Below are 21,822 nucleotides of genomic sequence, written 5' to 3'. Positions count from 1 at the left end.
CGATGACCAATATCGCAGCTTTCCTCTACCTCGTTTCCGGCGTGCTCTTCATCCTGGCGCTGCGCGGCCTGTCGCATCCGGCCACCAGCCGCAAGGGCAATCTCTACGGCATGATCGGCATGGGGATCGCCATCCTGACGACGCTGGTGTTGGCGACCCCGAACTTCGGCGGCTTCGTGCTGATCATCCTCGGCCTTGCCATCGGCGGCAGCGTCGGCGCCTATGTCGCTCGCACCATCGCCATGACCTCGATGCCGCAGCTCGTCGCCGGTTTCCACTCACTGGTCGGCCTCGCCGCCGTGCTGGTGGCCGCCTCCGCGCTCTATACGCCCGCCTCCTTCGGCATCGGCGAGATCGGCCATATCCACACCGAGGCGCGCATCGAAATGGCGCTGGGCGTCGCGATCGGGGCGCTCACCTTCACCGGCTCGATCATCGCCTTCCTGAAGCTCGACGGGCGCATGTCCGGCAAGCCGATCCTGCTGCCCTACCGGCATTTGATCAATGCAACCCTGCTGGCGCTGATCGTGCTCTTCATCATCGGCCTTGCCGCTAGCGAAAGCCATTTCGACTTCTGGGCCGTCGTGGCGCTGTCGCTGGCGCTCGGTGTCCTGCTGATCGTGCCGATCGGCGGCGCCGACATGCCCGTCGTTGTCTCCATGCTGAACTCCTATTCCGGCTGGGCTGCGGCCGGCATCGGCTTCACCCTCGGCAATCTGGCGCTGATCATCACCGGCGCGCTCGTCGGCTCCTCCGGCGCCATTCTCTCCTACATCATGTGCAAGGGCATGAACCGGTCCTTCGTCTCGGTCATTCTCGGCGGCTTCGGCGGCGAGACGGCATCCGGCGGGCCGGACACATCAGACAAGACGGTCAAGCTCGGCTCGGCCGAGGATGCGGCCTATCTAATGGCCAATGCGTCGAAGGTCATCATCGTGCCGGGATACGGCATGGCGGTGGCCCAGGCCCAGCATGCATTGCGTGAACTCGCCGACAATCTGAAGAAGAATGGCGTCGAGGTGAAATATGCGATCCATCCGGTCGCGGGCCGCATGCCCGGCCATATGAACGTGCTGCTCGCCGAAGCCAATGTTCCCTATGACGAGGTCTTCGAGCTGGAGGACATCAATTCGGAATTGGCGCAGGCTGATGTCGCCTATGTCATCGGCGCCAATGACGTCACCAATCCTGCCGCGCGCGACGACAAGACCTCGCCGATCTACGGCATGCCGATCCTCGATGTCGATCGGGCGAAGACCTGCCTGTTCGTCAAGCGCTCGCTTGGTTCGGGTTATGCCGGCATCGACAACACGCTGTTCTACAAGGACGGCACGATGATGCTGCTCGGGGACGCCAAGAAAATGACCGAAGACATTAATAAGGCGATCGCGCATTGAGCCGATGAGCCGCCCTTTTTGGGCGGCTTTTCTCATATCTCGCCCGGCGCCAGCGTCATCTTCTCGACGCCGATCGCCAGGTTCAGCCCTTCCTGCGCCTGGACATTCAGCGGCTGCAGCATGAAAGCCTTATTGGTGCCGCCGGCGATCACTTTGGCGCCGGCGCCCGCACCGATGCTCGCATCGGCGCCGACACCGTAATATTCGCCGGCAAGGGCGAATTGCGGCATATCGGTGCCGGTCTTTGCCAGGACCTGCCAGATCATCACGCTCTTGCCCGTCTGGCCGATGTCGAGGCCGAACTTCTCGATTTTTCCGGCATAGACGGCCTTGGCGCCGCCGGATGCCGGCGTATAGGTGCAGATGAGGTTCTTCTGCGAGGTGACGATCAGGCCCTGACCGCCATCCGATCCGCAGACCAGACGGCCAAGCGTCACATAACTTTCCGCACTCGCCGGGCTTGCCAAGGCAGCGGCAACCAGTGCCGCGGCGGCGATCATCGTTTGCTTGAACATGGTCCTTCTCCTTGGAAACGACCTGTTCGAAACGGGTTGCGGTGGCGATTGTTCCTGGGTTATTCCCGCTCCAGCGCGGCGCGCTGGGCTATCAGCACCCATAACAGGCCTTCGGGCCGGAAATCGACCTGAACCGTGCCTCGGAAGGCGGAAGCGGCATGCGCCTTGATGACGGTCGTGCCGAAGCCAGAGCGCGAGGGCTCTGTGACCGGCGGGCCGCCGCGCTCTTCCCAGGTGAAGCGGAGCAGGGCATCCGCCTTGTCTTCGTCCCTGACATCGTGCCAGTTGAAGCGGACGCGGCCCTGCGGGACGGAGAGCGCACCATATTTCACAGAATTGGTGGCGAGCTCATGCAGGGCAAGGCCGAGATTCTGCACTGCATCCGGCTTCAGGACGAAATCATCGCCGGTGATTTCGATCTGTTCGCGCGATTGCGGGAAGGCCTGCAGATGGATGTCAACGACCCGCCGGAGCGACACGCCTCCCCATTGCTCGCTGGTCAGAAGCTCGATCGAACGCACCAGGCCCTCAAGGCGGTCGGCGACGGCGGCTTGAAAGGTTTCGACGCTGTCGGCCTGTTTGGCGAGCTGGCGCATCATGGCCTGAGCAAGCGTGAGAAGGTTCTTGGTGCGGTGGACGAGTTCATGCATGACGAAGCGCAACCGGTCTTCGGTCTGGCTGCGATCGAATGAGGCATTCGAAAGAGCGATCGCCACCTGGTTCGCCTCGATGACGCTCGTTTCAACGGGTGAGACGATATGGCCCTGGCCCATGCGGTTCGCCATGTCGGCGATCTCGCGGATGGTGGTGCGGACCTGTCTCGCGACGGCATAGGCGGCCAGCACCGCGACGAGCACGAGCGCGACGCCGCCGATGATGAGGAAACGCCAGGTGCTGAGAATCGAAGCCTGCGCCACCGGCCCCCAGATCACCGTCTTCCAAGACCAGCCGGGAATTTGTGCATAACCGAGAAGCATGTGCGGCAGGATCGACTTATCTTCGAAGACCCCTCGGGAAAAACCAAGCGCCGGCAGGATGCGCGGATCGAAGGGGGTGCCGGGCTTGAGGGCGGCGGGACCTGCGGCAACGACCACGTGGCCGCTTTGGTCGAGAACGGCGGCCGACCAACCGGGGGCAAGACCCTGGGTCGTCACCAGCCGGCCGAGATCCCTGGCGTCCTGGGTGATGATGAGGGCGGCGACAGGATCGCCCTCTCTTGGCAAAGTGACGTTGTAGACCCACTCGCCGCTGGTTCTGCCGCGAAAAACATCGGACGCCTCGATTTGGCCGGATTTCATTGCGGCATCGAGGGCGGCGATGTTTGCCGTCTTTCCGAGCGGAGTGCCGAAAGGCCGGCGCGTGTTCAGCAGTTGCTGACCATTGCGGTCGACGGCGAGGACATAGAACGCATTGTTCCGCAGAGCCGTTTCTGTGCGTTCGTGGAAGGAGGCGAGGTCGCCGTTTTCGAGCTCCGGGGAGCTCGACAGCAGCCGCAACGTCGTCGCCATGTCCTGAAGCTGGCGATCGATGATGCGCGAAAGGGCAAGCGCGTCCTGCGCCGTCTCGCGCTTCAGCGTCGAGCGCTGGTTGTCCTCCAGCTGCAGCAGAAGCAGCGCCACGAAGGCGAAGATCGGCAGCGCGATCGCCACCGCCATGGCGACCAGATAGGTGCCGATCGAGGCTTTGGGAAAAAACAGTGCGACGATCTTCATTTATTGCGCGCCGCCGCTACAAGTCCCGGTATTGCCGCGTCCTTTGTGCGTCCTGAAAGACGCGCGGCGCTGCTGTGCGCGCTTCCGCAACAGTTTTCGTCTGCGGTCAGGAAAGCAAAGATCCGCATCTCTCGCAAACCGCCCTCACCATGTTTTCGCACACCCCGATAGCGGGCTATCGAAGCAGCCGCATGTTAGGGGGAGCAAAAGCAGGTTGCAACATCGTATGACATGCCATCGAAGACCGCAGCGGGGTTTTCCGCCCCTCTTTTCAAAGCGATGCGGCCGCCTTCATGACGGCACGCTCGCGCTGTCCGTTGTTGCGCGCGCACCGGCCCGGTCATCGATTAAGCGGTTGCCGGAGATTTTCTTGCAATGCCAAGGTTCTGGGGCGTCCGATGTTCCGGCCGCCCCAATTCACATCCTTAGCCGGCTGGAGCGCCGACTCGGGCGAGACCATCGCGGGCCGGCTGGTATTTCGGGTCAAGCCCGACCGCATGGCGATAGGAGCGGGCAGCCTTGGCCTTGTCGCCGCGGCGTTCGTAGACAAGAGCCTGGTTGGCCCAAGATTCGGCGATGTTGCCGTTGAGATCGATCGCGTGATTGAAATCGGCAAACGCATTGTCGTCGTCATTCAGCGCGATGTAGGAGATGCCGCGGCCATTATAGGGCTCGGGCGAATTCGGCGCGAGCGAGATGGCCTTCGAGAAATCGTCGATGGCCTTGTCTTGCTGATTGCGCTTCTGGTAGATCAGGCCACGATTGTGATAGGCGCGGCCATCGGTCGTGCCGAGCTGGATCGCCTTGCTGAAATCATTGAAAGCTGCATCGTCCTGGCCGGCCATGCGATAGACATTGCCGCGGCCGATATAGGCGACGTCGTAGCTCGGATTGATCTGCAGGGCGGCATTGTAGTCGGCAATCGCCTGTTGCTGCTGGCCCATGTTGCGATAGACGAGCGCGCGATTGGCGTAGGCCTGGAAGAAGCGCGGATTAATCTGCAATGCCGTGTTGAAATCGTTCAGCGCCTGGCGGAACTGGCCGCCACGGCCGTAGGCGGAACCGCGGACATTATACCCTTCGGGATCCCTCGGATTGGCGTTGATAACAGCCGTCAGCGACGCGATGTTTTCTTCCGAGCCCTGGGCCTTGTCGATGCGGATTACGGCATCCGTCGTATTGGTCGTCTCGCAGCCGGCGAGACCGACCATGGCCGCCAGCGTCAAAGCCGGCAGGAATGCGGTTTTCTGAAAGCGCCAGGCGCGGGACGGATTGAAGGTGGTATCAGCCATTCGGGCTCGCTTTCCCCATGCGGCATATCCAACACTGGGATATGCTGATCTTCAGCGGCAAACTAAAAAGGCGGCGGCGAACCCATCGCCCCCGCCACAATGCATCTGAAAACGTCGAAAAAACGACGGCAACGCTTAGCGTGCGACCAGACCTTCGCGCTGGGCGCGCTTGCGGGCCAGCTTGCGAACGCGGCGAACAGCCTCGGCCTTTTCGCGAGCACGCTTCTGCGACGGCTTCTCGTAGTAGTCGCGCATCTTCATTTCGCGGAAAATGCCTTCGCGCTGCATCTTCTTCTTGAGAGCGCGGAGAGCCTGATCGACATTGTTATCGCGGACAAGTACCTGCACGAGAATCACGTTCCTTTGGTTTGGTTGATGCCTGAGGCAGCGCAGCGCCAGGGGCAAAAATATAACGTTCGCGCGGCCGCAGCCTTGCGATTGGTGATGCGGGATAGCAGATCGAGTAGGGGAAGTCCAGATGGATATCGGAGGCAGCTGGAAAAATCACATCTGCCCGGCATCCTGTCTCAAGCGAGCCGCTTCCGGCAGAGCGTCGTCCAGGGCGGCGATTGCCTCCTTGAGCGCCGTTCTGACCCGGAGTCGATCGGCAGGCTCCAGCCGGCTCATATCCAGATGCAGGTCGAGACCCGAGAGATGTTCGCTCAGAACCCGGCTCTTGTGGTCGGCGCCGAGCGTCAGTCCATCGACGGCATAGGGCACGACCTCGCGCTGGATGCCCTTCATGGTGATCGGCGGCAAAGGGTGAGCGTCGACGATCTCGTTCACCAGCGCATAGGTTTCGTAGCTGATGACGATTTCTCCGCCCTGGGCGATCGACTGCAGCCTGGCCGCGAGATTGGCCTCCGCGCCGATGATCGTATAGTCCATGCGATCGCTGCTGCCGAAATTGCCGACGTTGCAATAACCGCTGTTAATTCCCATGCGCACGACGAAAGGCTCCTCGGTGCCGTTTCTGCGCCATCTGTCTTTGAGCTCCCCGAGGCGGCGCTGCATGTCGACGGCCATTCGCAGGCAGGCTTTCGCATCTTCCTCCGGACCCTTCGTTTCCGGGTCGCCGAAGAAGACCAGCATGGCATCGCCGATGAACTTGTCCACTGTGCCGCCATGGGCGAGGGCAATGTTCGACATTTCGGTCAGATATTCGTTGAGCATCTCCGTCAGCGCTTCCGGCTGCAGCCGCTCGGTGGTCGCGGTGAAATCCTTGATGTCGGAGAAGAAAATCGTCAGGCGCTTGCGTTCGGTATGGACGACGACGTCTTTCTGTCCGCTGAAGATGCTTTTGTAGATCTGCGGCGAGAGATAACGCGAAATCTTCAGGGAAACGCTCGCCAGAAATTCGTTCGCCGCTTCGAGATCGCGATTGGCGCCGTGGATCGCGCGGGCCTGCTGGCGCTGCAGCAGAATGAAGCTGAGGCCGATGATAGCGACAAAAAGAAAATAGCAGAGCAGATATTTGAAGGCGAAGACGTTGCTTGCGTAGGGCTGCTTGATGACCACTTCCTGAATGCCGCGCACATCGCCGACCTTCCAATCGGTCTTCGGACTTTCCGGGTGGCTGTTGTGACAGGCAACGCAGGCCTGGCCCATGACGACGGGCGTGATGAACCGCAAGGTATCGGTCAATCCGACGCGGTTGAGGTCGCTCAACGTCTGCTGCGGATTGGCGCGCAACGCGGCAAGCGCTCGTTTCTCGAAATCGTCGAGCTCGTGGGAAGCGCGGCTTTTGAACGGTAGATCGGAGACGAAGCGGTATGTGATGTTGGCCTGCTGCTCCCTGATGACGTCGCCGAGTTCCAGCGAAAGTGTTGCCGGCAGTGGGATGGCGCCTGGGATATTGGTGTAGTTGTGAGAGACGACCGTGCCTGCGGTCGCGCCGCTGGCGTGCGCGGCCAGAACGCGTCCGACGACATTGGCGGAATAATAGGAGCGGATGCTCGATATCAGCGAGCTCATATCGCGCGCTTGGCGTCTGAGGGTATTTCCGGAGAGATCGCTGATGTCGAGCCAGACGGCAAGCGGCAGTCCTGCAAGCATCGCCAGCACGACGACGATCAGCCAATAGCCGCTGCGGCGCACGGCGGTTTCGGAAATCACGGGAGCCCCTCACTCTTCCATCTAAAAGCACTAAAAGCATTCGCGCTTCGCGCCGTTACAAGAACATTTCACCGCGCGCCCGGCAAGATCGAAGCCATGTCGTCCAAGCAAAAGCGTGGCCGAACTGACGGCGTCGCCGAATTTGAAGGCGCCGTTGCGCCGACCGGCGGGAAGCCGGAGGCTGGAAAGCGAAAAGAAGCGCCGCAAGCGCATGGGCGAATGGCGTTCGGATAGAAAGCGGCGTAGCCTGTCGGTTGGCAGGGGGACACCGGTTGGGATGATGACGCGCGTGCAGCAAATCGGTGTCGTTATCGGCCTGGTGATCGTGGCTGCCCTGACGATGCTGCGGGCACACGATCCCGGGATCTTCAAGCTGATCCGTGGCGTGACCTTCGACGAGTATCAGCGCCTGCTTCCGAGAACATTCGAGCCCATGCCCGTCCATGTGATCGATATCGACGAGGCGTCGTTGCGCGAATTCGGTCAATGGCCGTGGCCACGGGACCGGTTGGCCCTGCTGGTGGACCGGCTTTCCGACATGGGCGCGGCGGCCATCGCCTTCGATGTCCTCTTTTCAGAGCCGGACCGGCTGTCGCCGCGCAACGTGGTGCGCGAGGTCGCGGGGGTTGATCCATCCCTGGCCGAGAAGTTTCCCGACAATGACGAGATCTTTGCCCGCTCGATCTCCGGCAAGCCCGTCGTGCTCGGCTTCGGGCTTTCCAACGAGGGCAGTTACCGGCCACCTGTCAAGGCGGGCTTTGCTTTCACCGGGGAAAGCCCAGTCTCGGCTCCGCCCTACCTTGCCGCATCGACGCCGCTCAGGCCGCAACTGGAAGCCAATGCCGCAGGGCTCGGCCACATCAGCCTCAATCCCGGCAATCCTTCGCCGGTGGTGCGGGCGGTGCCGTTGTTCCTGACCGACGGCGTGCAGCTCTATCCCAATCTCGCGGTGGAAGCGCTGCGCGTCGCGCAGGGTGTATCGACGTATGTATTGACCGGGGCGCCCGATCGCGCCGGCGTGATGACATCGGCAAAGATCGGCGATTTCGTCGTGCCGCTGACGGCGGCGGGCGAATTCTGGCTCTATGTCAGCCCCGACCGGGCCGAGCGCTATATCTCCGCCCGCAAGGTGCTCGCCGCCGGAGGCGCCTCTCCCGAGGTCGCTGCCGCCATTGACGGCAGCATCGTCTTCGTCGGCACCTCGGCGGCAGGCCTGCAGGACATCCGTGTCACGGCGCTCGGCGAGAATGTTCCCGGCGTTTCGATGCATGCGCAGGCCGTCGAACAGATTCTCTCCGGCCGTTTCCTGTCGCGGCCCGATTGGGCGGACGGGCTGGAAATCCTCACGATCGCGGTGCTCGGATGCCTACTCGTCGTGGTGACAACCTTCGTCAGTCCCGCCGTCGCATTGGTCTGCGGCCTGCTCATTACCGCAATGGCGCTCGTGGCCTCCTGGTTCTCCTTCCTCTATGCGGGGCTTCTTCTCGATCCGTTGGCTCCGATCATCAGCGGATCGATCACCCATTTTGCGGCAACCTCGTTCCGCATTCTGGTGATCGACCGGGAAAGGCGCGAGGTGCGGCGCGCCTTCGGACATTATCTTTCTCCGTCACTGCTCCATCGCATCGAACATAACCGCGATGCCTTGCGCCTCGGTGGAGATGACCGGGAGCTGACGGTGATGTTCGTCGACGTCAGGAACTTCACCGAGATCAGCGAACGGCTGGCGCCGACTGATGTCGTTGCCTTCCTGAATACATTGCTCGACGCGCTGAGCCGTCATGTCGTGGCTAACGAAGGTACTCTCGACAAGTTTATCGGCGATTCGATCATGGCATTCTGGAATGCGCCGGTTGATGTTGCGGATCACGAAACCAAGGCGGTTCGCACGGCGCTCGCCATGCGTGAGACACTCGCCGAACTGAACGCCAGCGACGCCTTCGGCTTCGGACCCGGTCAGGAGGTCGGCATCGGCATCGGCATCCATACCGGCGTTGCTTGCGTCGGCAATATGGGCGCCAAGACCCGCTTCAACTATTCGGCAGTCGGAGATGCGGTCAACGTCGCAGCCCGCATTGAATCGTCCTGCAAGGAAGTCGGCTTCGATATTCTCATCTCCGACAGCACCGCACGGTCAGTGCAGGGAATGGCGCTGATCGAAGCGGGCGCCCTTGCGCTCAAGGGGAAGAGCAGCCGGACACAGATCCTTGCCGTCGTCGGCGATGAACGGATGGCGGTATCCCAAGAATTCGCCGCGCTTGAGGTCGTTCACCGGCAGCTGATGCAGGCCCTGCAATCGCATTCCAGGAACAGCCGGAAGCTTATCGGTACGGCAAAGCTCAGGGCAGTGCAGGTGATCGGCGGTTTGTCGGAATTCTACCAGCGCATATCTGGAAGGACCGATCATTTCCGCGAAGTGCCAGAGGGGATCGAAAAGAGCGCTGCAGACTGACGGCATCAGCGCCCGCGATTGAAATTCCGATCCCTGTCGTGGTTGCGATCGTTGTCGTGATCATGATCATGATTGTGATCGCGATGTCCATGATGATCGCGGTCGTGCCCGCGATGATCCTCGCCGTGATTTCCGGGCTTGCCGTCATTGTCATGCCGGCCATGGCCATCATGTTTGTCCGGTCTATCCGGCTTGTCATGATGGGGCCTGTCATGGTCATGATGGGGCTTATCGGGCTTGCTCGGTCGCTCCTTTTGCGGCTCGGCCTGTCTCTGCGGCGGATCCTGTCTTTGTGGCGCTGGGGCAATTGCCGGCGGAGGTCGCAATCTGTCTTTTCTTTCCGGTGCAACCGAGGCCATATTGCAGCCGCCGAGCATGCCGATGCCGCCTGCAAGCCGCTGGTTGCCGGAGAGGAAGGGGAGGGCGCGGGGATTTCCGAGCGTATCGAGAACGCTCGGATCGACCCGGCGGGCCGGCGACATATCGCCGTTCGGCTTGGCGACGACGCAATCGCAGCGCTGCTGCAACTGGCGGCAGCCGCCCGGGCCGCAGAAGCTGGCCGCACCGTTCAGCAAGACGACGGCGGTGGTGCCGTCTTGGCCCACGTAGAAATCGAATGCGGTGCCGCGCACGCCGATTGTGCCGGCGGGCGTCAGAATCTGGTAGGCCGAGGATTGGGAATTGCCGCTGATCCAGCGAAAGGTACCTTTCGCTGCCTTAATGGTGAGTTTCTTGACGGATTGTGAATCGTCGAAGACATATTTGTCGATGACGACCGAAGAGCCCCAGCCGACCGCCAGCTTGGTACCGTCGCGAAACAGGAATTGGCCGAGTCCGGATTGCGATGTCCGGATACGCTCGTCGCGGTGAACGCTGGTGTTGACCTCAATCGGCCCGCCTTGTCCCGTCACCTCCGTCCTGATGACGACAGCCTGGCCGACCGGTTCTGCGGCGGGCGCCGGCAGCGCGCTGGGAAGCACGATGCAAAGCGCCGCGAGTAATGTACGCCGACCCCACATGATACATGTACCCCGGGAACACCGGGTGAATTAACATTTTAGCAACAGCATGTCTTCTCGCCCACTTGGGCTAGGGCGCGGCGGCGATCGACCGACGTGCGGCTTTTGCGTCATCTTCCGACGTCGGCTGAGATCCGCAGAATGGCTCCGGAAATGGCGCAGTTTCGGCATCATGTCGCATAGTGTCAAAACCAAAGCTCTTGCGCGTCGCAAAAGAGCCGTTGTGCCGCATTTGGATTTGCGATTTGTATGGGCGCGAGAACAGCCCTTGCCCGAAGGAGAAGAAGGCGGATGCGGAAATATTCGGTTTTTGCCGTGGCGCGGGAGGCCCTTCGCGGCCACAGAGGTTGGGAGAAGCAGTGGACTTCGCCGGAGCCGCGCGCTGAATACGACGTCGTTATCATCGGCGCTGGCGGACATGGCTTGGGAGCCGCCTATTACCTTGCCAAGGAGCACGGCATCACCAATGTGGCGGTGATCGAGAAGGGTTGGCTCGGCGGCGGTAATACCGGGCGCAATACCACCATCATCCGCTCGAACTATCTCTATGAAGAGAGCATGCACATTTACGAGCACTCGATGAAGCTCTGGGAAGGGCTTTCACAGGAGCTCAACTACAATGTGATGTATTCGCCGCGCGGCGTGATGATGCTCTCGCACAATATTCACGACCAGCAGTCCTTCAAGCGACACATCCACGCCAACCGGCTCTACGGCATCGACAATGAATGGCTGACGCCGGAGCAGGCGAAGGCCTATTGTCCGCCGCTCGACATCTCCGCCAGCGCGCGCTATCCGATCAACGGTGCGGCGCTGCAGCGGCGCGGCGGCACGGCGCGGCACGATGCGGTGGCCTGGGGATATGCGCGGGCAGCCTCCGATCGAGGCGTGCACATCATTCAGAACTGCGAAGTGACCGGCATCCGGCGCGGTCCGGACGGACGGGTGACCGGGGTCGAGACCTCGCGCGGCTTCATCGGCGCCAGAAAGGTCGGCGTATCGGCCGCGGGCCATACATCGACAATCATGAAGATGGCGGATGTGCGCGTGCCGCTGCAATCGAGCCCGCTGCAGGCGCTGGTCTCCGAGCCGTTGAAGCCGATCTTCCCCTGCGTCGTCATGTCGAACACGGTGCATGCCTATATCTCGCAGTCCGACAAGGGCGAGCTCGTCATCGGCGCCGGCACCGACCAGTATAATTCCTATTCACAGACCGGCGGGTTGCAGATCATCACGCATACGCTCGACGCCATCTGCGAACTCTTCCCGATGTTCCGGCGCGTCAAGATGATGCGGCAATGGGGCGGCATCGTCGACAATACGCCGGACCGTTCGGCGATCCAGTCGAAGACGCCGGTTCCGGGGCTTTACGTCAATTGCGGCTGGGGCACCGGCGGCTTCAAGGCGACGCCGGGCTCGGCCAACCTCTTTGCGCATCTGATCGCCCGCGATGAAGCGCACAAGTTCAATGCCGGCCTGACGCTGGAACGCTTCCGCAGCGGCCGGCTGATCGATGAAGCGGCGGCTGCGGCGGTGGCGCACTGATGATGAACGTGTTCGCTCAGATGCTCGCTTCTTTTGTTATTCACGCCCTCATCCGCCTTGAAGGCACCTTCTCCCTGCCGGGGAGAAGGGGAGGAGAAGGAAAACTCACATGCTGCTGATCCATTGCCCTTATTGTCAGGAAGAGCGTTCCGAGCTCGAATTCCGCGGCGCGGGTGACGCGCATATCGTGCGGCCGGCCGATATCGCCTCGATCTCGGACGAGGAATTCGAAGAGTATTTCTTTCTGCGCGACAACCCGAAGGGGCTGATCTTCGAGCGCTGGCGGCATATTCACGGCTGCGGCCGCTTCTTCAACGCGGCGCGCGATACGGTGAGCGACAAGTTCATCATGACCTATAAGGCAGGCGAACCGAAGCCGCGGATCGGTGCCGAGGCCGAACAGCACGGGCCTGTCGAGACCTATGAAGCCGTGGAAGGAGAGGCGCAATGAGCGGCGCAAATCGTATCGTCGGCAAGGGGCGTCTGACGCCTGCAAAGACCGCGCGCTTCAGCTTCGACGGCCAGAGCTATACGGCGCTCGAAGGCGATACCGTGGCCTCGGCGCTGATCGCCAATGGCATTCATCTCGTCGGCCGTTCGTTCAAATATCACCGGGCGCGCGGCATCCTCTCGGCAGGGGCCGAAGAGCCGAACGCGCTGATCGACGTCGCCCGCAACAAGGCGCGCAAGCAGCCGAACGTGCGCGCCACGGTGCAGGAAATCTTCGACGGCATGATCGTCCAGTCGCAGAACCGCTGGCCCTCGCTGGCCTACGATGTCGGTGCGGTCAACAATCTGATGTCGCCGTTCTTCGCTGCCGGCTTCTACTACAAGACCTTCATGTGGCCGCGCGCGGCCTGGAAACACGTCTACGAGCCGTTCATTCGCCGCGCTGCCGGTCTCGGCGTCGCGCCGACGGAGGAGGATCCGGACCATTATGCCAGCCGCTACGCCCATTGCGACGTGCTGGTGGTCGGCGCCGGTGTTGCCGGGCTTTCGGCGGCGCTGGCCGCGGCCGAGACCGGAGCGAAGGTGATCCTTTGCGACGAGCAGGCGGAAGCCGGCGGTGCGCTGCGCTACGATGCCGGCGTCAGGATCGACGGACAGGATGGTTACGCCTGGGCGCAGAAAACCGTGGCGCGGCTGAAGGCAATGGACAATGTCGAGGTGCTCATCCGCACGACCGCCTTCGGCTACTACAACCATAATTTCGTCGGCCTCGCCGAACGCGTCACCGATCATATCGCCAAACCATCGAGCGATCTGCCGCGCGAGCGGCTGTGGCAGGTCCGGGCCAAGCGGGTGATCCTCGCCACCGGCGCGATCGAGCGGCATATGGTATTTCCGAACAACGACCGGCCCGGCATCATGCTGGCGTCGGCGGGGCGGATGTATCTCAATCATTACGGCGTTGCCGTCGGAAGCAATGTCGGCATCTACACGGCGCATGACTCCGCCTATGAGGCGGCTTTCGATCTGAAACGGGCCGGCGTTTCGATCGCCGCAATCGTCGATTGCAGGCAGGCGCCGGGAGCGGCGGTGCTGGCAGAGGCGCGTTCGCTCGGCATCGATGTTCTCACAGGCCAGTCGGTCGTCAACACGGCAGGGCGGCTGCGCATCTCATCGATGACGGTGGCACGCAACGGCGGCGGTTCGGCGCGCAAGATCGCGGTCGATGCGCTTCTGGTTTCGGCCGGCTGGACGCCATCCGTGCACCTGTTCTCGCAGTCGCGCGGCAAGGTGGCCTTCGAAGCGGAAAGTCAGCGCTTCCTGCCCGGCACCTATGCGCAGGATTGCCTGTCGGTCGGCGCCTGCAACGGCACCGACGACTTGCAGCGGACGGTCGAGGAATCGCTTGCTGCCGGCGAACTGATGGCGCAGGCCGCCGGCAAGAGCGGCGGCGGGAAAATCACGATCTCGGCCGAGCAGCCCTATGACTGGACGGGCGGGATGATCGGCGCCGCCGAAGGCGCTGGGCCGAAGACGAACGCCAAGGCCTTCATCGATTTCCAGCACGATGTCTGCGCCAAGGATATCCGCCTTGCCGTGCGCGAAGGCATGCACTCGATCGAGCATATCAAGCGGTTCACGACCAATGGCATGGCCTCGGACCAGGGCAAGCTTTCCAACATGCATGGCCTGGCGATTGCTGCGGAAATGCTCGGCAAGGAAATCCCGCGGGTCGGTCTCACCACCTTCCGCGCGCCCTACACGCCGGTGACCTATGGTACGCTGATCGGCCATTCGCGCGGAAAGCTGTTCGATCCGACGCGCAAGACGCCGCTGCACAGCTGGGAAGAAGCCCATGGCGCTGTTTTCGAAGATGTCGGCAACTGGAAGCGCGCCTGGTTCTATCCGCGCTCGGGCGAGACCATGCATCAGGCGGTTGCGCGCGAGTGCCGGACGGCCCGCGAGTCGGCAGGCATCTTCGACGCCTCGACGCTCGGCAAGATCGAGGTGGTAGGCCCGGATGCGGCGAAATTCCTCAATCTTATCTACACCAATGCCTGGGACACGCTGAAGCCCGGCAAGGCGCGCTACGGCATCATGACGCGTGAGGACGGCTTCGTTTATGACGACGGCGTCGTCGGCCGCCTGGCGGAGGACCGTTTCCATGTGACGACGACGACAGGCGGAGCGCCGCGTGTTCTCCATCACATGGAAGATTACCTGCAGACGGAATTCCCGGATCTGAAGGTGTGGCTGACCTCGGTGACCGAACAATGGGCTGTCATCGCCGTACAGGGACCGAAGGCGCGTGAGATCGTCGAGCCTCTCGTCGAAGGGGTCGATCTTTCGAACGAGGCCTTCCCGCATATGAGCGTTGCCGAGTGCACGGTCTGCGGCGTACCCGCGCGGCTCTTCCGCGTTTCCTTCACCGGTGAAATCGGTTTCGAAATCAACGTGCCGGCCGATTACGGCCAGTCGGTGCTCGAGGCGGTCTGGGCCAATGCCGAACCGCTCGGCGCCTGCGTCTACGGTACGGAGACGATGCACGTTCTTCGCGCCGAGAAGGGCTATATCATCGTCGGCCAGGATACCGACGGGACCGTGACCCCCGATGACGCGGGCGTCGCCTGGGCCGTTTCGAAGAAGAAGAAGGACTTCGTCGGTATTCGCGGGCTGCAGCGGCCGGACCTCGTCAAGGAGGGGCGCAAGCAGCTCGTCGGCCTCGTCACCAAGGATCCGAAGCTGGTGCTCGAAGAAGGCGCGCAGGTGGTCGCGAGCCCGAACGAGCCGAAGCCGATGACGATGCTCGGCCACGTCACATCGGCCTATTGGTCGGAAAATTGCGGCAGGTCGATCGCCTTCGCGCTGGTCGCCGGCGGCCGGGCGCGAATGGGCGAGACGCTTTATGTGCCGATGCCGGACCGCACGATCGCCGTCGAAGTGACGGATCTGGTGTTCTTTGACAAGGAAGGAGGCCGCATCCATGGCTGATGTCGCAATTCGCAAGCCGGCGCTGGCCGGCCGTCTCGGCGGCTCCGCCACAGTGCGCCTGGCCGTCGCACCGCCCGCGAGCCGCGTGGCGCTGCGCGCGCCGGCAGGGTCGCTCAAAGCACTTTCTTTGGCTCTCGGCCTGTCTGTGCCGACCGCTCCGAAAACGTCCGGTCGCGCCGGTGCGCGCTCGGCGCTCTGGATCGGGCCGGACGAGTGGTTGTTGATCGACGAAGCGGGCGGCGATCTGATGGCGGCATGTTCCAGCGCCGGCGCGCTGCATTCCGCGACAGACGTCTCCCACCGCAACGTGGCGGTCATCGTTTCCGGGCCGGGTGCGGAGGCCACGCTTGCGGCCGGCTGCCCGCAGGATCTGTCGCTGTCGTCCTTTCCGGTCGGCGCCGCCTCGCGCACGGTCTTCGGCAAGGCGGAGATCATACTTTTCCGCACGGAAGAAGACACGTTTCGGGTGGAGTGCTGGCGGTCGTTTTCCGATTACGTCTTCGGCCTCTTGGCCGAGGCGGCGGAAGATGTCGGGCATTGAGGCTTTGAAGGCCGGTTGCTTAAAGATCAGATGAAATTTCAGGGCCGCAACTGACCGTTGCGGCCCATTTCGTACCAATGTGGGATCCGTGATGGATGCGGGGAAGCCGTCATCAATCCGAGCGGGTAGGAAAGCTGCTCTTGCCTACGCGTCTTCCGGGCGGTCCTTCGGATCAAACTGGATGATGGTGATCCATCTTGCCGTCAGCGCCGGCTTCTTCTCGTTTTCGATTTCGATCGTCACGTCGTAGGTGGTCATCAGCATGCCGCCGCCGCGGAAGCGGGCGTCGCAGAGCAGGAAGCGGCCGCGCACGCGGGCGCCGCTCTTGACCGGCGTCATGAAGCGGACGCGGTCGAAGCCGTAGTTGATGCCCATGGTCTGCTCGCGCACTTTCGGCAGGCAATTGTAGTTCATCGCCGACAGCAGGGACAGCGTCAGGAAACCATGGGCAATTGTGCCGCCGAAGGGGCTTTCGGCTGCCGCGCGCTCGGGATCGACATGAATGAACTGATGGTCGTCGGTCGCCCCCGCAAAGGCGTCGATCATTGTCTGGTCGACGGTGATCCAATCCGAAAGACCCGTTTCCATGCCGATCAATCCCCGCACGTCGGAGAGTGAAATTTCCGTGACCATGAATTCCTCGTGAGAAAAGCCGCCGGGCAAAGCCTTATCGTGCATTTATGACGATTGCGACAAGGATTTGCGTGAGTGGGGGAAGGCGGTCATTTTTCTACGAAAAAGGCGACCGAGCGTGGCTCGACGGTCACGCGGGCGTCGGCCTTCTTCGCTCCCTCCGGCGTTAGCTGGCGCCAGCCCGGCTCGTTTTCCGACGGAAGCGTAAAGAGCTGGCGACTCTCCGAGCGATTGAAAAGCACGGCAAGCCGGGTTTTTCTGCCGCGCGAGGAGCGGTCGCCGGTGGCGAGCAGCATGCCGAGGGTCGAGAGCGATGGCGTCTCCCATTCGGCAACGGTCATCGGTTCGCCGGAGAGCGAGATCCATTCGACATCGCCATTGCCGGAGAGGAAGTCGGTTTCGGAAAAAATCGTAAAGCGGCGGCGCAGCCCCGCGACGAACGCGGTATGGGCGATAAGATCCTCGTTCAGCGCCTTCCAATCCAGCCAGGTGATCTCATTGTCCTGGCAATAGGCGTTGTTGTTGCCGTGCTGGCTGCGGCCGCCCTCGTCACCCGCCGTCAGCATGACGCTGCCACGGGTGGCAAAGAGCGTTGATATCAGCGCCATCACGTCATTGATCCGGCGCTTGCGAATGGTGGGATAGAGGGTCTCGCCTTCGACGCCATTGTTCCAGGAATGGTTCTCGTTGTGGCCGTCCCGGTTATGCTCGCCATTGGCGTCATTGTGCTTGCCGGCATAGGAGACGAGGTCGATCAGCGTGAAGCCGTCATGGGCGGCGAGGAAATTGACGCTGCGCGTCCCTTTGCCGTCATTGCGGGAGAAGATGTCGGAGGAACCGGCAAGCGCCGTTGCGAGCGAGCCGGTCTTCCATTGGTCGCCACGCCAGTAACAGCGCAGATCGTCGCGAACCCTGTCGTTCCATTCGAGAAAGGGGCTGGGGAAATTGCCGAGCTGGTAACCACCCGGGCCGATATCCCACGGTTCGGCGATCATGATGCGGTCGGCAAGCACGCTGTCCGCCAAGATCGCGGCGAGCGTTCCCCCATCGCGCTCGAAGCCGCTCGCGGTGCGGCCCAGCACCGGGGCGAGATCGAAGCGGAAACCGTCGACGCCGGCTTTGAGTACGAAATGGCGCAGGCTGTCGATGACGAGGCGCCTGACCTCGGGATGATCGCAGGCGATCGTGTTGCCGGTGCCGGTATCATTGATGAGTTCGCCGGGGCTGTTCGGGGCGTGGCGATAATAATGCAGGTTGTCGAGGCCGCGCAGCGACAGCGTCGCGCCATAACGATCGCTCTCGCCGGTATGGTTGAAGACGAGATCGAGGATGACGGCGATGCCTTCGGCATGGAGGGCGGCAATGGTCTTGCGCAGCTCGGCCATGCCGCCGGGGACAATTCGCGGATCGAGCGCCATCAAACCGACGGGGTTGTAGCCCCAGCCGTTGGTGAGACCGAGCGGCGGCAAGTGGCGCTCATCGATCCAGGCGGTGATCGGCATCAGTTCGACGGCATCGACCCCGATCCGCTTCAGATGCGCGATCACCGATGGATGGGCAAGGGCTGCGACGGTACCGCGCTCGGCCTCCGGCACATCGGGGTGAAGAATGGTGAAGGGCCGCACCGCCACTTCATAGATAAAACCGCCCGGTTTGAAGAGCGGCTTGCCGATTGCGGCTGGGGTATCGGTGGTGACGATCGCCTTCGGCATCAGATCCTGGCTGTCCTCGCCGTAGAGGCCGAGGCGGGGATCGTAGCGGAACGGCCGGTCGATTTCCCTGGCGTAGGGATCGATCAGCAGTTTGGACGGGTCGAACCAGAGGCCGTTGTCGGGCGCATAGATGCCGTCGGCGCGATAGCCGTAGCGGGCGCCCTGCCCGAGGCCGTCGACGAACAGGCGATGGGTATGGTTGCCATCGCGGGCCATCGGCAGGCGCGCGAATTCCCTGTTGCCGTCATTTTCGAAGAGGCAGAGTTCGATCTGCGCGGCATGATGCGACCACACGGCAAATTCGACGCCGGTCTCGAAGACGATCGCGCCCCGCGCCGAATTGCTGTCCCGCATGTCCCCCCCGGATCAGGTGATCACGGTTGGCTCATCGCGTCCCGTGCGCTCACGAATGCTGGCAATGCTTTCGGCGGCCGCGATTAGATCGGCAAGCGCTTCCTGCGTTTCGATGTTGTGACGAGTCGAATCCGGCTCGTAGCGCTCGATATAGACGCGCAAGGTTGCGCCAGACGTGCCGGTGCCCGACAGGCGGAAGACGACGCGGGAGCCGCCTTCGAAGAGCACACGGATGCCCTGATGCTCGCTGACCGATTTGTCGATCGGATCATGATAGGCGAAATCATCGGCCTTCTCGACCTTCAAGCTGCCGAAGCTCTTGCCGGGCAGGGTGGAGAGCTGGCTGCGGAGATTGTCCATCAGGTCGTTCGCCGCGCCGGTGTCCAGGCCTTCATAGTCGTGGCGCGAGTAATAGTTGCGGCCGTAGGTCTGCCAGTGCTGAGTGACGATGTCGGCGACGCTCTCGCCGCGCACGGCAAGGATGTTCAGCCACAGCAGCACGGCCCAGAGGCCATCCTTCTCACGGACATGATTGGAGCCGGTGCCGGAGCTTTCTTCACCGCAGATCGTCGCCATGCCGGCATCGAGCAGGTTGCCGAAGAACTTCCAGCCGGTCGGCGTCTCATACATGCCGATGCCGCGTTTTTCGGCAACGCGGTCGGCCGCGCCCGATGTCGGCATCGACCGGGCGATGCCGGCGAGGCCGCCGGAATAGCCGGGGGCGAGATTGGCGTTGGCGGCAAGGATCGCCAGACTATCGGAGGGGGTGACGAAGATGCCGCGGCCGATAATGAGGTTGCGGTCGCCGTCACCGTCGGACGCGGCGCCGAAATCGGGCGCGTCCTCTCCCATCATCTCATCGAAGAGTTCCTTGCAGTGAACCGGGTTCGGATCGGGATGATGACCGCCGAAATCCGGCAGCGGCATGAAGTTGCGAACCGAACCCAAGGGAGCGCCGAGACGATTTTCGAAGATTTCCTTGGCGTAGGGGCCGGTGACGGCGCTCATGCCATCGAAAGCGATGCGGAAACCGAGGCTGATCAGATTGCGGATGGCGCCGAAATCGAACAGTTCTTCCATCAGCGCGGCATAGTCCTCGACCGGGTCGATGACCGAGAGGATCATGCCGCCGGTAAGCTCGTCCTTGCCTATGCGGTCGAGATTGACGTCGGCGAAATCGGCGATCTTGTAGCTGTCGATCGTCTTGGAGCGCGCATAGATCGCGTCGGTGATCTTCTCCGGCGCCGGGCCGCCATTGTTAATGTTGTATTTGATGCCGAAATCTTCGGTCGGCCCGCCGGGATTGTGGCTGGCCGACAGAATGATGCCGCCGAAGGCCTTGTACTTGCGGATGATGTGGGACGCGGCCGGCGTCGACAGAATGCCGCCCTTGCCGACCATGACCTTGCCGAAGCCGTTGGCGGCGGCCATCTTGATCGCCTTCTGGATGACTTCGCGATTGTAGTAACGTCCGTCGCCGCCGATGACGAGGCACTTGCCCTGATAGCCTTCCAGCGAATCGAAGATCGACTGGATGAAATTCTCCGCATAGTTCGGCTGCTGGAAGACCGGAACCTTCTTGCGCAGACCCGACGTGCCGGGTTTCTGGTCCAGATAGGGCGTGGTGGGTACGGACTTGATCATTTTAGGTCACATGCCTTTCGAGACGAGGCTTGAATAGAGGGCAGCGTAGCGTTCGGCGCTCTTCTCCCAGGAGACATCCGATTTCATGCCTTGCTTTTGCAATTGGGTCCAGAGTTTTCGGTCCGCGTAAAAATGCATCGCACGGCGGATTGCCTGTAGCATGCCCGTTTCGGTCACGGGTGAGAATTGTATGCCGGTTGCCACTTTCGCCGCAAGTGCGGCGTGATTGGCGTCGATGACGGTGTCGTTCAATCCGCCGGTGCGGGCGACGATCGGCACGCAGCCATAACGTAGGCCGTAAAGCTGGGTGAGGCCGCAGGGTTCGAAGCGCGAGGGGATGATGATGGCGTCGCAGCCGGCCTGCATCAGGTGCGACATCGGTTCGTTATAGCCGATCGAGACGCCGATGCGGCCAGGATTCCGGCTGGCCGATGCCAGCAGCGCGCCTTCCAGCGCAGCCTCACCTGAACCGAGCACGACGAGCTTGCCGCCCATGGCGACGATCCGGTCGGCAACGTTGGCGACGATATCCATGCCCTTCTGCCAGGTAAGACGGCTGATGACGCAGAAAATCGGAGCATCGTCATTGTCGAGATGGAAGAACTCGGCGATCGAGCGGCGGTTTTCCTCGCGGTTCTTCAGCGTCGTCGGTCCGTAATGGGTGTGGACAACGGGATCGGTTGCCGGATTCCAGACATCGGTGTCGATGCCGTTGACGATGCCATGCAGATCATCGATGCGGGTGGCGATGACGCCTTCGAGGCCCATGCCGAATTCCGGCGTCAGGATCTCATCGGCATAGGTCGGGCTGACCGTCGTGATCGCATGTGCGGTTTGCAGGCCGCCCTTGAGAAAGCCGGTCGTGCCGTAATATTCGACGCCGTCGATGGCGAAGGCATGATCGGGCAGGCGCAGGCCGGGAAAAATCTTGGGACCGAACTGGCCCTGGAAGGCAATGTTGTGAATGGTCAGCACGCTCGGCAGTTCCGGCGTTGGATAATAGCGCATGTAGACGGATGTCAGCGCCGCCTGCCAATCGTGCGTGTGGACGAGATCCGGCCGCCAGCCGGGCAGCAGACCGGCGGCGATCTCGGAAGCGGCGAGCGACAGGGCGGCGAAACGGCGCCAATTGTCGGGATAATCCTTGCCAAGCGGATCAAGATAGGGACCGCCCGGCCGGTCGTAATAAGCGGGCGCGTCGAGGACGAGCAGATCGAGGCCCTCGTGTTCAACCTCGAGCACGGTCGCTCGCTCACCGAGCAGGTCCGGGAATTCAAGCCTGACGACAGGGTCGCGAATGACCTTCATGACGGCGGGATAGCCGGGCAGGAGGGTCTTGGTCTCGACCCCGAAGTCTTTCAGAGTAATGGGCAGGGCGCCGGACACATCGGCCAGGCCCCCTGTCTTGATCAAGGGGAAGACTTCGGACGAAACCGAAAGAACTTTCATA

At 62.2% G+C, this 21,822-nt stretch carries 16 protein-coding genes; 6 read left to right on the top strand and 10 right to left on the bottom strand.

Annotated features, from left to right (window positions below; genetic code table 11):
- Positions 1-2: 2 nt before the first annotated feature.
- Positions 3-1,397 carry an NAD(P)(+) transhydrogenase (Re/Si-specific) subunit beta gene (locus AMK02_RS18300; RefSeq protein WP_064804984.1) on the top strand — a complete coding sequence of 465 codons (1,395 nt, stop codon included), beginning with the start codon at positions 3-5 and terminating at the stop codon, positions 1,395-1,397.
- 32 nt (positions 1,398-1,429) lie between these two features.
- On the opposite strand, the gene AMK02_RS18295 is transcribed toward AMK02_RS18300, so the two are convergent.
- The 5 genes from AMK02_RS18295 to AMK02_RS18275 all read right to left on the bottom strand — a co-directional run bounded on the left by AMK02_RS18295 (position 1,430) and on the right by AMK02_RS18275 (position 6,971).
- Positions 1,430-1,912, bottom strand: coding sequence for a DUF992 domain-containing protein (locus tag AMK02_RS18295; protein ID WP_064804982.1), 483 nt, complete (start codon positions 1,910-1,912; stop codon positions 1,430-1,432).
- Positions 1,913-1,971: 59 nt separating this feature from the next.
- Positions 1,972-3,624, bottom strand: a complete 1,653-nt coding sequence (locus AMK02_RS18290; protein WP_064804980.1) for a sensor histidine kinase — start codon at positions 3,622-3,624, stop codon at positions 1,972-1,974.
- Between the two features lie 425 nt (positions 3,625-4,049).
- Entirely contained in the window at positions 4,050-4,916 is an 867-nt protein-coding gene (locus AMK02_RS18285) for a tetratricopeptide repeat protein (RefSeq protein WP_064804978.1), read from the bottom strand.
- 135 nt (positions 4,917-5,051) lie between these two features.
- Positions 5,052-5,264, bottom strand: coding sequence for a 30S ribosomal protein S21 (rpsU, locus tag AMK02_RS18280; protein ID WP_003585885.1), 213 nt, complete (start codon positions 5,262-5,264; stop codon positions 5,052-5,054).
- 156 nt (positions 5,265-5,420) lie between these two features.
- Positions 5,421-6,971, bottom strand: coding sequence for an adenylate/guanylate cyclase domain-containing protein (locus tag AMK02_RS18275; protein ID WP_237358355.1), 1,551 nt, complete (start codon positions 6,969-6,971; stop codon positions 5,421-5,423).
- Positions 6,972-7,311: 340 nt separating this feature from the next.
- Here AMK02_RS18275 and AMK02_RS18265 point away from each other — a divergent pair, with 340 nt between their 5' ends.
- Positions 7,312-9,483 carry a CHASE2 domain-containing protein gene (locus AMK02_RS18265; protein WP_064806342.1) on the top strand — a complete coding sequence of 724 codons (2,172 nt, stop codon included), beginning with the start codon at positions 7,312-7,314 and terminating at the stop codon, positions 9,481-9,483.
- A gap of 5 nt (positions 9,484-9,488) precedes the next feature.
- Here AMK02_RS18265 and AMK02_RS18260 read toward each other — a convergent pair whose 3' ends face one another.
- Complete coding sequence (locus tag AMK02_RS18260; RefSeq protein WP_064804972.1) at positions 9,489-10,502, bottom strand: FecR family protein; 1,014 nt, start codon at positions 10,500-10,502, stop codon at positions 9,489-9,491.
- A 291-nt stretch (positions 10,503-10,793) separates the two neighbouring features.
- Here AMK02_RS18260 and AMK02_RS18255 point away from each other — a divergent pair, with 291 nt between their 5' ends.
- The 4 genes from AMK02_RS18255 to AMK02_RS18240 all read left to right on the top strand — a co-directional run bounded on the left by AMK02_RS18255 (position 10,794) and on the right by AMK02_RS18240 (position 16,029).
- Positions 10,794-12,047 (top strand): sarcosine oxidase subunit beta family protein, encoded by a 1,254-nt coding sequence (locus AMK02_RS18255; protein WP_011426818.1) that lies wholly within the window; start codon positions 10,794-10,796, stop codon positions 12,045-12,047.
- Between the two features lie 109 nt (positions 12,048-12,156).
- On the top strand, positions 12,157-12,498 hold the full coding sequence (locus AMK02_RS18250) for a sarcosine oxidase subunit delta (RefSeq protein WP_064804970.1): 342 nt from the start codon (positions 12,157-12,159) through the stop codon (positions 12,496-12,498).
- On the top strand, positions 12,495-15,488 hold the full coding sequence (locus tag AMK02_RS18245) for a sarcosine oxidase subunit alpha (RefSeq protein ID WP_064804968.1): 2,994 nt from the start codon (positions 12,495-12,497) through the stop codon (positions 15,486-15,488). The genes AMK02_RS18250 and AMK02_RS18245 overlap by 4 nt, the downstream gene beginning before the upstream one ends.
- Entirely contained in the window at positions 15,481-16,029 is a 549-nt protein-coding gene (locus tag AMK02_RS18240) for a sarcosine oxidase subunit gamma (protein ID WP_064804966.1), read from the top strand. Before AMK02_RS18245 ends, AMK02_RS18240 begins: the two co-directional genes overlap by 8 nt.
- Positions 16,030-16,173: 144 nt before the next feature.
- Here the strand turns inward: AMK02_RS18240 and AMK02_RS18235 are convergent, their stop codons facing one another.
- The 4 genes from AMK02_RS18235 to glgA all read right to left on the bottom strand — a co-directional run bounded on the left by AMK02_RS18235 (position 16,174) and on the right by glgA (position 21,821).
- Positions 16,174-16,662: a MaoC family dehydratase gene (locus tag AMK02_RS18235; protein ID WP_064806340.1), complete on the bottom strand. Its 489-nt coding sequence runs from the start codon at positions 16,660-16,662 to the stop codon at positions 16,174-16,176.
- Between the two features lie 89 nt (positions 16,663-16,751).
- Positions 16,752-18,728: a glycogen debranching protein GlgX gene (gene glgX, locus AMK02_RS18230; protein WP_064804965.1), complete on the bottom strand. Its 1,977-nt coding sequence runs from the start codon at positions 18,726-18,728 to the stop codon at positions 16,752-16,754.
- Between the two features lie 12 nt (positions 18,729-18,740).
- Complete coding sequence (locus tag AMK02_RS18225) at positions 18,741-20,372, bottom strand: alpha-D-glucose phosphate-specific phosphoglucomutase (RefSeq protein WP_064804963.1); 1,632 nt, start codon at positions 20,370-20,372, stop codon at positions 18,741-18,743.
- A 6-nt stretch (positions 20,373-20,378) separates the two neighbouring features.
- A complete protein-coding gene (gene glgA, locus AMK02_RS18220) occupies positions 20,379-21,821 on the bottom strand; it encodes a glycogen synthase GlgA (protein ID WP_064804962.1) in 1,443 nt (480 codons plus the stop codon).
- Position 21,822 lies beyond the last annotated feature (1 nt).

The sequence above is a fragment of the Rhizobium sp. N731 genome, from assembly GCF_001664145.1.
Taxonomy (GTDB): domain Bacteria; phylum Pseudomonadota; class Alphaproteobacteria; order Rhizobiales; family Rhizobiaceae; genus Rhizobium; species Rhizobium esperanzae.
Note: the sequence above shows the minus strand (reverse complement) of the source record. Positions and strands in the feature narration are given on the sequence as shown.

Bases quoted from the DNA above. Each gene is read 5' to 3' on its own strand.
- AMK02_RS18290 (WP_064804980.1), bottom strand. From the start codon at position 3,624: ATGAAGATCGTCGCACTGTTTTTTCCCAAAGCCTCGATCGGCACCTAT.
- AMK02_RS18260 (WP_064804972.1), bottom strand. From the start codon at position 10,502: ATGTGGGGTCGGCGTACATTACTCGCGGCGCTTTGCATCGTGCTTCCC.
- AMK02_RS18265 (WP_064806342.1), top strand. From the start codon at position 7,312: ATGACGCGCGTGCAGCAAATCGGTGTCGTTATCGGCCTGGTGATCGTG.
- AMK02_RS18255 (WP_011426818.1), top strand. From the start codon at position 10,794: ATGCGGAAATATTCGGTTTTTGCCGTGGCGCGGGAGGCCCTTCGCGGC.
- glgX (WP_064804965.1), bottom strand. From the start codon at position 18,728: ATGCGGGACAGCAATTCGGCGCGGGGCGCGATCGTCTTCGAGACCGGC.
- AMK02_RS18295 (WP_064804982.1), bottom strand. From the start codon at position 1,912: ATGTTCAAGCAAACGATGATCGCCGCCGCGGCACTGGTTGCCGCTGCC.
- AMK02_RS18285 (WP_064804978.1), bottom strand. From the start codon at position 4,916: ATGGCTGATACCACCTTCAATCCGTCCCGCGCCTGGCGCTTTCAGAAA.
- glgA (WP_064804962.1), bottom strand. From the start codon at position 21,821: ATGAAAGTTCTTTCGGTTTCGTCCGAAGTCTTCCCCTTGATCAAGACA.
- AMK02_RS18300 (WP_064804984.1), top strand. From the start codon at position 3: ATGACCAATATCGCAGCTTTCCTCTACCTCGTTTCCGGCGTGCTCTTC.
- AMK02_RS18275 (WP_237358355.1), bottom strand. From the start codon at position 6,971: ATGCTTGCAGGACTGCCGCTTGCCGTCTGGCTCGACATCAGCGATCTC.
- AMK02_RS18250 (WP_064804970.1), top strand. From the start codon at position 12,157: ATGCTGCTGATCCATTGCCCTTATTGTCAGGAAGAGCGTTCCGAGCTC.
- AMK02_RS18240 (WP_064804966.1), top strand. From the start codon at position 15,481: ATGGCTGATGTCGCAATTCGCAAGCCGGCGCTGGCCGGCCGTCTCGGC.
- AMK02_RS18235 (WP_064806340.1), bottom strand. From the start codon at position 16,662: ATGGTCACGGAAATTTCACTCTCCGACGTGCGGGGATTGATCGGCATG.
- AMK02_RS18245 (WP_064804968.1), top strand. From the start codon at position 12,495: ATGAGCGGCGCAAATCGTATCGTCGGCAAGGGGCGTCTGACGCCTGCA.
- AMK02_RS18225 (WP_064804963.1), bottom strand. From the start codon at position 20,372: ATGATCAAGTCCGTACCCACCACGCCCTATCTGGACCAGAAACCCGGC.